The 12356-nt window shown below is 69.0% G+C and carries 11 protein-coding genes; 6 read left to right on the top strand and 5 right to left on the bottom strand.

The window, feature by feature from the left end; genetic code table 11:
* Window positions 1-30: 30 nt before the first annotated feature.
* On the top strand, window positions 31-510 hold the full coding sequence (locus ACVKN3_RS03245) for a transcriptional repressor (RefSeq protein WP_456991222.1): 480 nt from the start codon (window positions 31-33) through the stop codon (window positions 508-510).
* Window positions 511-644: 134 nt separating this feature from the next.
* On the opposite strand, the gene ACVKN3_RS03240 is transcribed toward ACVKN3_RS03245, so the two are convergent.
* Window positions 645-2657 carry a TonB-dependent receptor gene (locus ACVKN3_RS03240; protein WP_354515920.1) on the bottom strand — a complete coding sequence of 671 codons (2013 nt, stop codon included), beginning with the start codon at window positions 2655-2657 and terminating at the stop codon, window positions 645-647.
* 87 nt (window positions 2658-2744) lie between these two features.
* Between ACVKN3_RS03240 and ACVKN3_RS03235 the strand changes: the two genes are divergently transcribed.
* The 3 genes from ACVKN3_RS03235 (at window position 2745) to ACVKN3_RS03225 (ending at window position 4464) form a co-directional block, all read left to right on the top strand.
* A complete protein-coding gene (locus ACVKN3_RS03235) occupies window positions 2745-3200 on the top strand; it encodes a MerC domain-containing protein (RefSeq protein WP_354515959.1) in 456 nt (151 codons plus the stop codon).
* Window positions 3201-3237: 37 nt separating this feature from the next.
* Window positions 3238-4203 (top strand): cation diffusion facilitator family transporter, encoded by a 966-nt coding sequence (locus ACVKN3_RS03230; protein ID WP_354515922.1) that lies wholly within the window; start codon window positions 3238-3240, stop codon window positions 4201-4203.
* A 93-nt stretch (window positions 4204-4296) separates the two neighbouring features.
* On the top strand, window positions 4297-4464 hold the full coding sequence (locus ACVKN3_RS03225) for a 30S ribosomal protein THX (protein WP_081916503.1): 168 nt from the start codon (window positions 4297-4299) through the stop codon (window positions 4462-4464).
* 63 nt (window positions 4465-4527) lie between these two features.
* On the opposite strand, the gene ACVKN3_RS03220 is transcribed toward ACVKN3_RS03225, so the two are convergent.
* The 3 genes from ACVKN3_RS03220 to ACVKN3_RS03210 form a co-directional block, all read right to left on the bottom strand.
* On the bottom strand, window positions 4528-5256 hold the full coding sequence (locus ACVKN3_RS03220) for a hypothetical protein (protein ID WP_354515924.1): 729 nt from the start codon (window positions 5254-5256) through the stop codon (window positions 4528-4530).
* A 125-nt stretch (window positions 5257-5381) separates the two neighbouring features.
* A complete protein-coding gene (gene hutI / locus ACVKN3_RS03215; RefSeq protein ID WP_354515926.1) occupies window positions 5382-6626 on the bottom strand; it encodes an imidazolonepropionase in 1245 nt (414 codons plus the stop codon).
* Window positions 6623-8026, bottom strand: coding sequence for a chloride channel protein (locus ACVKN3_RS03210; RefSeq protein WP_456991159.1), 1404 nt, complete (start codon window positions 8024-8026; stop codon window positions 6623-6625). The genes hutI and ACVKN3_RS03210 overlap by 4 nt, the downstream gene beginning before the upstream one ends.
* Before the next feature lie 170 nt (window positions 8027-8196).
* Here ACVKN3_RS03210 and ACVKN3_RS03205 point away from each other — a divergent pair, with 170 nt between their 5' ends.
* Window positions 8197-9555, top strand: a complete 1359-nt coding sequence (locus ACVKN3_RS03205; RefSeq protein WP_354515928.1) for a formimidoylglutamate deiminase — start codon at window positions 8197-8199, stop codon at window positions 9553-9555.
* On the opposite strand, the gene ACVKN3_RS03200 is transcribed toward ACVKN3_RS03205, so the two are convergent.
* Window positions 9519-9956, bottom strand: a complete 438-nt coding sequence (locus ACVKN3_RS03200) for a hypothetical protein (RefSeq protein ID WP_285401241.1) — start codon at window positions 9954-9956, stop codon at window positions 9519-9521. The genes ACVKN3_RS03205 and ACVKN3_RS03200 overlap by 37 nt on opposite strands.
* A 589-nt stretch (window positions 9957-10545) precedes the next feature.
* Here ACVKN3_RS03200 and asnB point away from each other — a divergent pair.
* On the top strand, window positions 10546-12216 hold the full coding sequence (gene asnB / locus ACVKN3_RS03195; RefSeq protein WP_354515930.1) for an asparagine synthase B: 1671 nt from the start codon (window positions 10546-10548) through the stop codon (window positions 12214-12216).
* The last annotated feature ends 140 nt before the right edge of the window (window positions 12217-12356 follow it).

The raw sequence follows: 12356 nt of genomic DNA, 5'->3' as shown, positions 1-12356 counted from the left end.
TCCACATGTTAGGATGACGCACACGAGGATATCGATGTGACCACGCCCGCAGCGCACAAACATACGCACGACCACCACGACGATGCCCGCGGCTTCGTCGCCGCGGTCGAGCAGGCCTCCATCCAGCGTGGCCTGCGCCTCACGCCGCTGCGGCGCGAGGTGCTCGAACTGGTCGCCGGCGCGGGCAAGCCGATCAAGGCCTACGACCTGCTGGATCGCCTGCGCGAGAAACACGGCAACGCTGCGCCACCCACGGTCTATCGCGCGCTCGATTTCCTGCTCGAAAACAGCTTCATCCACAAGCTGGAGTCGATCAACGCGTACGTGTCCTGCCACCATCCGGCAGAGGCGCACCAGGTCCCGTTCCTGATCTGCGACAAGTGCCAATGCGCGCAGGAAGTCTGCGACGAGCGCGTCGCCGAGTTGATCGAAGCACAGGCCCGCGCGCTGGGTTTTCGTCCGCAGGCGCAGACGCTCGAAGTCCACGGCATCTGCAAGAACTGCCGCTAGAAATCCTATCTCGCACATCGTGCGCTCCTACGCCACGTTCGGGCTCCGGCGCAAAAAAACGGGGCGTCGCATCACTGCGATGCCCCGTTCCGTTTCCGACCGGGCCGGGAGGGGGGAGCGTCCGGGTCGGTCACTCAGAAGAACGCGCGCACGCCCACCGATACGTTGCGACCGGGCATGGGTGCCACGTCCTTGAACAACGAGGTGGCGGGGCGCGCCGTCTTGTTGGTCAGGTTGTTGCCGTCGACGAACGCTTCCCACTGGCTGCGATCGTCGTTGACGAAGGTCCACGCAACGTGTGCGTTGACCAGGGTGTAGCCCGCCGTATCCGTTTCGAACGCGGCGATCTTGTCCTGCTTCATGTAACGCACCGCGCCCAGGCTGGCGCGCAGGCTGTCGGCGCTCCAGCTCAGCGTGGAACCCACGCGGCCGGCGGGAATGCGCGGCACGTTACCGGCACCGTCGGATAGCGTGGCGCGTACCGTGTCGCCGAACACGCGCAGGTCCCAGTTGCCCGACGTGCCCTTGGCCAGGTGGAAGGTCGCTTCCGCCTCGGCGCCGCGGAAGGTCGCGTCGTTCTGCGACCAGATGCGCACCGGCAGGTCGTCTTCCACTTCGCCGGTGTCGGCCAGGTAGATGAAGTTCTTGTACTTGTTGTAATACACCGCGACCTTGCCCTCGACCGCGTCGCCGTGGAAATGCAGGCCCAGTTCGGCCTGGTTCGATTTTTCCTTGTTGAGATCGCTGCCGATCTCGAAGGTGTTCGACGCGGCGTGCGGGCCGTTGGCGAAGAGTTCTTCCTCCGACGGCGCGCGTTCGGCGTGGTCGAGATTGAGCGACAGGTGCCATTGGTCGGCGAAGCGCCAGGCGGCACCGGCGGAGAAGCTGTTGGGGTTGTAGTTGCGCTTGGCGCCGTTGTCCGGCTCGACGTCCTGCTTGTCGTGGCGTGCGCCCAGTTCCACCTTCACCGGCCCGAATTCGCGTTGCTCGGTAAGGAAGGCGCCGGCGCCCCTGGTCGTCGTCGGCGGCACGAAGGTTTCCTCGCCCACGGCGGAGAACCGGCGATGTTGCGTCTGAACGCCGAAGGCGCCGTTCCAGCCGGCGAATTCCTCGTGCGTGACGACCAGCCGGCCCTGGTTGCTGTTGGTCGTGAACGTGGTGCCCGGCGTGTCGCCTTCGTATTCCACATGCTGGTAGGCGCCGTGCCCCAGGTTGAACTCGACCCTGGCGATGCCGTCGATGGGCTGGACCAGGCCGCCCTTCAGGCTGTAGTTGGTCTGCGCCATCTTGATGTGCACCGGGTCCTCGCCCTCGGCCGCATCGCCGGGCTCGGCGGGGCTGCCGTAGAGGTCCATGAACCGCGACACCGACACACCGACGTAACCCCACGAGCCGAGTACCGACGCACCGACGGCACCGGAGGTGGTCTTTACCGCGCTATTGGCCAGCGTGCCGCCGGGAATGTCGTAATCCTCGTTGTCGCGATGCATGCCATCGACGTGGATCGCGAAGGCATCGTTGCCCGCGTCGAGGCGGAGCAGGCCGGTCTTGCCGTCGGAGACGGAATCGTGGCGAAGCTCCGCACGGCCGGCAAAGCCGTTGTCGGGTGCCTTCTCGGGCACGCGACCGTCGACGACGTTGACCACGCCGCCGATGGCGCCGGAGCCGTAGAGGAGGGTGGCCGGGCCCTTGAGTACCTCGATCTGGTCGGCCAGGAACGGCTCCAGGGTGACGGCGTGATCCTGGCTGACGTTGGACACATCCTGCGAGGACAGGCCGTTCTCCAGCACCGCCACGCGAGGGCCGTCGAGGCCGCGAATGATCGGCCGGCCCACGGCGGTGCCCAGGGCCGAACTCTGCACGCCCGGAATAGCCGACACCGTTTCACCCAGCGACACCGCCTTCGCGTCGTCGAGGGCGGAGCCGGCCAGTACCGCCACGGGCGCAACGATCTGGTCCGCGCTCTGGCCCAGCGGCACGGCGTTCACCACGATGGCGTCCAGCTTGTCGGCGTTCTTGCGCGACTTGCCTTGGCCCTCTTTGGGTGAGGCGGGGGCGGTGGCATCCTGCGGCGCATCTTCGGCCATGGCGGGAACAGCGCTACCGAACGTGGTGGCGAGCGTCAGGGCGAGAAGGGTTCGGCGCATCGGGAGGTCACTCCATGGTGTGTTCTGAGATGTTATAAAGTATCATCACTTGCCTGGACCTGTGCAAGAAGTCACGCTATGCATCCTATGACCGACCTTCGCCTCGATTCCGACGATGCCGCCACGCCCCGCCGCTGGTGGCATGTGGCCGATCGTTTCGGCGCCACGGCGTCGTTCCTGTGCGCGATCCACTGCGCTGCCATGCCGTTCGTGATTGCGCTGCTGCCCGTGCTGGGGCTGTCGTTCCTGGCGGATCACCGCTTCGAAGCAGGCTTCGTCGGCTTCGCCTGCGTGCTGGCGACGCTGGCGCTGGTCTCCGGCTACCGGCGGCATCGCCGTCGCCTGCCGCTGATGCTGGCGGTGCCCGGGCTCGTCCTGCTGGTGGCGGGCGTCACCGTGCTGCATGAGGGCTCGCTGCTGGTGCATAGCGCGCTCGTGACCTGCGGGGGCCTGCTGGTGGCCTCGGCGCACTTCGTCAACCTGCGCGTCGACCACGGCGATCACGCGGGGCACCTCCATGGGCCGTCCTGCGTCCACCCGTGATTGTGTAACCGCGGCCCCGGCGCCTAGCCTTCCGCCCATGTCACACGATCACGCCCATCCGCACGACCACGCGCCCGGCCACGCGCATGACCATAACCATGCGCACGCCGCCGGTGGCAGCGAGCGCAAGTTGCTGTTCGCCTTCGTCCTCACCACGATCATGCTCGTCGTCGAGGCGGCCGGCGGACTGGCCTCCGGTTCGCTGGCCCTGCTGGCCGATGCCGGCCACATGCTGGTGGATGCGCTGGCGTTGCTGCTGGCCTTCCTGGGTGCGCGCTTCGCCGCGCGCCCGGCCGATGCCCGGCGCACCTACGGCTATGGCCGCATCGAGGTGCTGGCCGGGTTCGTCAATGCGCTGACCCAGTTCGCCCTGGTCGCCTTCATCGTGTACGAAGCGGTGATGCGGCTGTTCCATCCGGCGCCCATCCTGTCCGGCATCATGCTGGCGGTCGCGCTGGTGGGCCTGGCCGCCAACGTCATCGTCTTGCGCACCCTGCACGGCCACGACCCCGATGACGTCAACATCGCCGGCGCCAGCCTGCACGTGCTGGGCGACCTGCTGGGTTCCGTGGCGGCCGTCCTGGCCGCGCTGGCCGTGCGCTGGCTGGCCTGGAACTGGGCCGATCCGGTCCTGTCCATCCTGGTCTCCCTGCTGATCCTGCGCAGCGCCTGGTCGCTGGTGCGCCGCTCGGGGCACATCCTGCTGGAGGGCACGCCGGAAGGCGTGGACCTGGCGGAGGTGCAGCGGCAGCTCATGGCGGCGGATCCCGGCATCGTGGATATCCACCACGTGCACATCTGGCAGGTGACCGCCGGCTCGCGCATGGCCACGTTGCATGCGGAACTGGCCCCCGGCACGGACGCGGGCCGGGCGCTGACCGTCATCAAGGCCACCCTCAGCGAGCGCTGGCGGGTCGGCCACGCCACCGTGCAGGTGGATCCCGGCGGCTGCCAGGACGACCGCGAAGGCTGCGGCCAGGACGGCGGCAGCCACGCCCACTGACCCTGCCGCCCAAGGGCGGTGCTTGCCATTTGCGCCGCCGCTGATACGATGGCCGGCCGATCCTCTTCATCATTCCGAATCAAGGAGTTTCCCATGGGCAAGGGCGACCGCCGCACCCGTCGCGGCAAGATCTACCGTTCCAGCTACGGCAATGCCCGTCCGCACGTCGATGTCGTCACCGGCGCCGCCGTGGCCAAGCCGGCTGCCGCTAAGCCTGCCGCCGCCGCTGCCAAGAAGGCCGCGCCGCGCAAGAAGGCGTAAAGCCTGCCTTGCGTGAGACGAAAAACCCCGCTTCGGCGGGGTTTTTCGTTGATGGTGGTCGGGTCAGTGCCGGCGATGCGGCAGCGCCTCGTACAGCGCCGTGACCGCCTGCCGGCATGCCGTGGCCTCCGCCCGCAGCGAGGGCTCCTGTTCGGCGAGGAACGCGTGCATGAGCGCGAACGAACAGGCTTCGTCCGCCTCGCTGCCGGTGAGCGACCGCGCCCGCTGCAGCGCCGCGCGAGCCATGGCCAGGGCGGCGGTCGGGGTAGGTTCGGGCAGCCAGGGCGGCAGCAGGTCGACCGGCGCCGGCACCATGTGCAGCAGCGGCGTCTCGTAGGGCGACGTGCGATAGATCCACGTGGGGCGGGCTTGCATGCCCGTTATGCCTTGGGTCGGCACCGGGGTCTCGGCGAAATGCACGATGGAGGACGGTGCTTCCGCGACGCTTCGCGACCGGTGCCGTCGCCTGTGCCAACGCCTCGCCAGGCGTACGGCCACGGCCAGGCCGAACAGGCCCAGGCCCATGGCTGCCGCGACCATCCGCCCGCGGCCCTGCCAGGTGCCGTACCTGGGCGCGTCGCGGACGGTGGGTGCCGCGGGTGGCGCCGCGGGGAGCGGCGCGGCTTCGCGTGGACCGGGCGACCGGTCGGGGTGTTCCATGGCATCGAGCATGCGCGATACATCGCGCATCTGCCGGGCGAGACGTGCACGCCGGTCTTCCGGGTCGTCGGCGCCGGCACAGCCCGTGAGCAGACAGACCAGCAGCGTGAGACGGGCGGCAGGCCGCAACATCGACGATCCTCGACAGCCAGGGTCGCCAACGCCCGGATGGGCGAAGGGACCGTGATGTTAGAGGGCGTCGCCCCTATGATCGATGGAAGTTTTCTGAAAAATCAGTCGGATGTTGCCCGTGGCGGTCAGCCCCGCGGCGGCGACACCCGCGCGCCGGCGATCCAGCTTTCGCGCAGCAGCGTGCCGCCGATCCAGTAGCACAGCTCGGGCAGGTGCCTGACATGCCAGACCGCCAGGTCCGCACGTTTGCCGGCTTCCAGGGTGCCGCGATCGTCCAGCCCGAGGGCACGGGCGCCGTGTACCGTCGCCCCGCGCAGGGCTTCCTCGGGCGTCAGGCGGAACAGCGTGCAGGCCATGCTCATGGCAAGGCGCAGCGACAGCAACGGGGAGGTGCCGGGATTGAGATCGGTGGCCACCGCCATGGCCACGCCGTGTTCGCGAAAACGGGCGATCGGCGGCGGGCGCGTGTCACGCAGCGCGTAGTACGCGCCCGGCAGCAGCACCGCCACGGTGCCGGCCGCGGCCATGGCGCGCACGCCCTCGTCGCTGGTCCACTCCAGGTGATCGGCGGACAGGCCGGCATAGCGGGCGACCAGTGCCGCGCCACCCAGGTCGGACAACTGCTCGGCATGCAGCTTCACCGGCAGGCCCAGGGCCGCGGCCCGGGCGAACACACGCTCGGTTTCCGCATGCGTGAAACCGATGCCCTCGCAGAAGGCATCCACGGCATCCACCAGGCCTTCGTCGGCCAGCGCGGGCAGCATGCTGTCGCAGACCAGCGCGACGTAGTCGTCGCGGCGGTCCGCATACTCCGGCGGCAGCGCGTGCAGGCCGAGGAAGGTGGTGCGCACGTCGATGCCCAGCGTCTCGCCGATGCGACGGGCGACGCGGAGCATGCGCCGCTCGGCATCGGGCGCCAGGCCATAGCCCGACTTGATTTCCAGGGTGGTCACGCCGTCGGCCAGCAGGGCCTGCGCACGGGGCAGCGACTGGCGCAGCAGTTCGTCCTCATCCGCGGCGCGTGTATCCCGCACGCTGGAAACGATGCCGCCGCCCGCGCGGGCGATCTCCTCGTAGGTCGCGCCCTCCAGCCGTTGCTCGAACTCGCGGGAACGCTCACCGCCGAAGACCAGGTGCGTGTGGCAGTCGACCAGCCCCGGGGTGACCCAATGGCCCGGCAGCGATTCGACCCGGTGGGCGAGCGCATGCGGGTCGCCGGGCAGGGCGGTACGCGGGCCGGCGAAGGCGATGACGCCGTCCCGCCAGCCTATGGCGCCGTTCTCGATGGCGCCATAGGCCGTGCCGGTCGATGCCAGCGTGGCGAGGCCGACATCGAGCAGCAGGTGGTCCCAGCGATCGCTCCCGTTCACGGGGCGTGCCCCGCATCCGTGGCCGGCGCCGGCTCGCGGCGCACGCGCTCGGCTTCGTACTGCACGATCAGTGCATCCGCCAGGGCCTTGTAGACCGGCACGCGGCAGACCAGGGCGGAGGTGCCGCGCGCCAGCAGGCAGGCGGCCATGATCGGCAGCGCCATCATGTGGTTGGCGGTCAGTTCCAGCGAGATCACCGTGGCCGTAAGGGGCGCCTGGGTCACGCCGGACAGATAGGCCGCCATGCCCAGCAGCACCACGGCCGAGGTGTCCGCGCCCGGCAGCAGGTGGGCGATGTTGCCGCCCAGGCCCGCACCGACGGCCAGAGCCGGCGAGAAGATGCCACCGGGGATGCCTGCCCAGGACGAGGCGATGTTGCCGAGGAACTTGAGTGCACCGAACAGTGGGCCGGTGTCGCTGTGGCCCTGCAGGATGTCGCGCGCCTGGGCGTAGCCGGTGCCGTACAGGCCATTGGCGCTCAGCAGGCTCAGCAGCACCAGCGCCAGCCCGCAGGCGGCGGCGAACACGATCGGCTGCCTCGCGCGGAGCCGGCCGACCACGCCGCGCAGGCCCAGGGTGGAGGGAATGATCAGGCGTGCGAACAGACCGCCGGCCAGGCCACCGACGATGCCGGTGAGCAGGACCGCCAGCCATGCGCGACCCAGCGGCAGTGAGGCACTGATGTCGCCGAAATAGGCATAGTTGCCCAGCACGCCCAGCGAGACCACGCCGGCGACGAAGACGGCGGTCAGCAGCGTGCCGCTCATGCGGTGCTCGAAGGTGCCGGACATTTCCTCGATGGCGAACACGATGCCCGCCAGAGGCGTGTTGAACGCCGCGGCCAGGCCGGCGGCGGAGCCGGCGAGGATGAAGCGTCCCGCCGCGGTGGGATCGTCGAACCCGAAGCGGCGCCCCATCGAATAAAGCAGGCCGGCGCCCACGTGCACCGTGGGGCCCTCGCGGCCGACCGACGCGCCGCCGAGCAGCGCCGCCAGCGTCAGCGCCATCTTGCCCAGGGCGACGCGCAGGGCCAGCAGGCGCGTGCGGAAGTCTTCGTCTTCCACCTTCAGGGCCGCGATGGCCTGCGGGATGCCCGAGCCACGCGTCGCCTTCAGCGCCCCCTGGGTGAGCCAGCAGAGCAGGGCGAACATGGGGGGCGTGATAAACAGTGGCACCCACCACCCATGCGACGCCACGCTGTGGAAGAGTTCGAACGCGTAGTCCGCCGCCTTGGCGAAAAAGACCGCGGACAGGCCGACCACGATCGCGCCGGTCCAGAACAGCACGCGCCGCCGCCATTGCAGGGGTGAGAGCAGGTCGTGCTGGCGCAGCTTGCGCAGGCGCTGGAAGCGTGGGTGATGCGGAGCGTCCGCGTCGTCGTGGGGAGGCAGGTCGCTCACGGGGTCTCCGGCATGCGCGCCGACGATGTCGCGTGGCGCTCGGGTGGAATGGTCGGGATCATCTTCCCATTATGCGCCCGTGGGCCGGGCGGCCGACAGCGCGGCGCCGGTCCGTGGCCGCGGCGCCGCAGCGATATACCATGACGGGACATCTTTCGAGGATTGCCGCCATGTCGCACGCCACGCTTGCCGCCGACTACTTCTGGCACGACCGCGCATGGCGCGTGGGAGACGACGGCATCGCCGTGGCGAACGGGCGCTTCGCCGACGAAACGGCCGGCCCGCGGGAGCGCGTCGGCCGTTTCGTGCTCCCCGGCATGCCCAACCTGCACTCGCATGCCTTCCAGCGGGCGATGGCCGGCCTGGCCGAGCGGCGTGGCCCGGGCGAGGACAGCTTCTGGACCTGGCGCGAGACGATGTACGCCTTCGCCGAGGCGGTCGATCCCGACGACATGAAGGCCATCGCGACCCAGGTCTACGTCGAGATGGTGAAGGCCGGCTATACCCAGGTCTGCGAGTTCCACTACCTGCACCACGGCCCGCGCGGCGTGCCCTACGCCGACCCCGCAGCGATGTCGCTGGCGCTCATCGAGGCGGCTCGCGATGCCGGCATCGGCCTGACACTGCTGCCCGTGCTGTACATGACCGGCGGTTTCGACGGCCGGGCCCTCAACGAGCGCCAGCAGCGTTTCCGTCACGACGTCGGCCAGTACGTCGCCCTGCTGGAACGCCTGGCGCCGTTGCAGGACGACATGCTGCGGATCGGCGTGGCTCTGCATTCGCTGCGGGCCGTACCCGAGGATGCGATGCGGGCCTTGCTGGCCACCGGCGTATGCCGCGACATGCCCATCCATATCCACATCGCCGAGCAGATCGGCGAGGTGCAGGATTGCCTCGCGGCACGGGGGGCACGCCCCGTCGAGTGGTTGCTCGATCATGCCGAGGTGGATGCGCGGTGGACGCTGGTCCACGCCACGCACCTCACCCCGCACGAGACGGACCGCCTGGCGAAGACCGGCGCGGTCGCCGGCCTGTGCCCCACCACCGAGGCCAATCTGGGCGATGGCGTGTTCCCCCTGGGGGCCTTCATCGATGCGGGTGGCACGCTGGGCATCGGCTCGGATTCGCACATCTCGGTCTCGCCGGTGGAGGAACTGCGCTGGCTGGAATACGGCCAGCGCCTCGTCACACGGCATCGCAACGTCGCCGCCCGTCGTCCGGAAGAAAGCGTGGGCACCGTGTTGTGGCAGCGCGCGCTGGACGGTGGCGCGCAGTCGGCCGCGGTGAACGTTGGCCGGCTGACGCGCGGCTCGCGCGCCGACCTGCTCGTGCTGGACGATACCTCGCCGCTGCTGGCGGCCCGCGGCGAAGCCGACGTGATCGACAGTTTCCTGTTCGCCGGCAACACGCCGCTGGTGCGCGACGTCATGGTCGGTGGCCACTGGCGCGTGCGCGACTTCACGCACGTGGCCGAGGCGCGGGCGGCAGAGGCTTACCGTGGTGTCGTCGAGAGGCTGGCCGCCGCGTGAGGGACCGGCCCTGACGGGCACTTCAGCCGGCCGTAGAGGCCTTCGGCCGACGGTTGGTCTTTCGCGGCCGCCTCGGGCGAGGCGTAGATGGACACGGCCAGGTCGCAACGGTTCTCGCGCAGCGTGAAGCGCACCGTGTCCATCCGCGAAGGCGGCTCGTCGTCGAGCCGGCAGGTGCTGTCCCCGGCCAGGCGCAAGGTCAGCCGGTCGTCCTTGCTCTCGATCACCGCGAAGCGCGCGCCGGTACACCCGTGCCAGCTGAGCGCGTTCTTGCCCACACTCAGTAGCCGCAGGCCGGTGAAGGCGTTGCTGTAGGGCTCCCAGTCGCCGAGCAGCCACGCCGGCGCGGCCGCGGGCTGGGGGGCGGTAGAGAGCAGGGCGAGGGCCAGCAGGTTAAGCATGGGAAGACCTGTTTTTGCGGACGTCCAACCATACCCGCACATCTGTCGTAGGAGCGCACGATGTGCGCGATCGGGACGCGTCGGCACGCGATCGACATGCGATCGGCGCGCCTCGACGCACAATCTGCACGATCTGCACGATCTGCACGATCTGCACGATCTGCACGATGGGGATATTCCGCTTCTTCGCTTTTTTGGCTTTTCGCGCACATCGTGCGCTCCTACCTGCGCGTTGTAGAGGCGCGTTGTAGAGACGCGTTGTAGAGGCGCGTGGTGGGTGCGCGTTGTAGATGCGCGTGTCAGGCGTGCGTCGGCGTTGCGCGCGGCGGTTACGGGTTGTTGCAATGCGGCGGGGATCGTGGTTTATTCGGGGCATGAGCCGCTTCGCCGCCAATAACGCCAATACCAATAATGCCCGGAACCTCGGGAGGGTCGGCGTGTAGGCGGTTGCAACTGAAACCACCGAATACATCGAAGGCCCGCCCTCACCAGGCGGGCCTTTTTTCGTTCTGTCCGTCCGTAGATGTTCCGCCGTCCGTGTTCGTTCTTCCCAACCATGTCTTAAACCTTGCCAGTCAGGAGCAACACCATGTGTTCGATCTTCGGGATGTTCGGCCTGCAGGCCGGTGACGACCTTGTCGCGCTGCGCCGCGAGGCCATGGCGCTTTCGCAACGCCAGCGCCATCGCGGGCCGGACTGGAGCGGGGTCTATGTCGACGAGGGCGCCATCCTCGTGCATGAGCGACTGGCCATCGTCGATCCGGCCAGCGGCGCGCAACCGCTGCGGTCCCCCGAGGGCGACCTGGCCCTGGCCGTCAACGGCGAGATCTACAACCATCGCGAACTGCGCGCCGCCAGCGATTACCCCTTCACCACCGGCTCGGATTGCGAGGTCATCAACGCGCTGTACCGCGAGCACGGCGCCGATTTCCTGGGCAAGCTCAACGGCATCTTCGCCTTCGCCCTGTGGGATGCGGGGCGCAAGCGGCTGATCGTCGCGCGTGATCTTGTCGGTGTCTGTCCGCTGTATTGGGGACACGATCGTGCCGGGCGCCTGTGCGTCGCCTCCGAGATGAAGTCGCTGGTGGGCGTGTGTGCGGATGTGGCGCCGTTTCCTCCCGGCCATGTCTACGACAGCGAGACCGGGGAGGCGGTGAGCTACTGGATTCCCGCATGGCGTGACTACGATGCCACCGCCGGCAGGACGATCACGCCGAAAGACCTGCGTGCCGCGTTCGAGGCGGCGGTGCACCGCCAGATGATGACCGACGTGCCCTACGGCGTACTGCTGTCCGGCGGGCTGGACTCCTCCTTGGTGGCCGCGGTGGCGGCGGGCTTCGCGCGCCGGCGCATCGAGGAAGACGACCGTGGCGAAGCCTGGTGGCCGCGCCTGCACTCGTTCGCCATCGGCCTGGAAGGCTCGCCGGACCTGAAGGCGGCTGAGGTCGCCGCCGAGGCGCTGGGCACGGTCCACCACGGGTTCCGTTACACCTTCGAGGAGGGCCTGGACGCGCTGCCCGAAGTCATCCGGCATATCGAGACCTACGACGTCACCACCATCCGCGCCTCCACGCCGATGTTCCTGCTGGCCCGCCGGATCAAGGCGATGGGCGTGAAGATGGTGCTCTCCGGCGAAGGCGCGGACGAGATCTTCGGCGGCTACCTGTATTTCCACAAGGCGCCGTCGGCCCGTGCCTTCCACGAGGAAACCGTGCGCAAGCTGGATGCCTTGCACTATTACGACTGCCTGCGCGCGAACAAATCCATGTCGGCCTGGGGCGTCGAGGCACGCGTGCCGTTCCTCGACGTGGCGTTCCTGGACACGGCGATGTCGATCGACGCCGAGGCCAAGATGGTCGCCCGCAAGGGCATCGAGAAAGGCCTGCTGCGCGAGGCGTTCGAGGGCGCATTGCCCGACACCATCCTGTGGCGCCAGAAGGAGCAATTCAGCGACGGCGTCGGCTACGGCTGGATCGACGGCCTGAAGGCCCACGCGGAGGCCATGGTCTCCGATCGCGAGTTCGCCGCCGCCGCGTCCCGTTTCCCCACCAACACCCCGGCCACCAAGGAGGCATTCTTCTACCGGAGCATCTTCGAGACGCATTTCCCGGGCGAGGCCTGCGCCGCCACGGTGCCCGGCGGCAAGTCCATCGCCTGTTCGTCCCCGGCCGCCCTGGCCTGGGACCCGGCCTTCGCCGCCGCCGCCGATCCCTCGGGCCGGGCCGTTCGCGGCGTGCACCGGGAGTCGCTGCCGGCCTGAGCCGCCGCCCGCCACGGGCCGCCAACCCGGGGCGGGGGGTGTGTAGGAGCGCACGCACGTGCGCGACATATTTTGAGGCCGGCCCTGCAGGCTGGCGCGTACCTGGAGGGTCCGGGGCCCCCTTCGCGCACCTGCGTGCG

This window comes from Luteibacter sp. PvP120 (assembly GCF_054055715.1).
The sequence above is the reverse complement of the archived record's forward strand: the minus strand, read 5'-3'. Positions and strand labels throughout refer to the sequence as shown.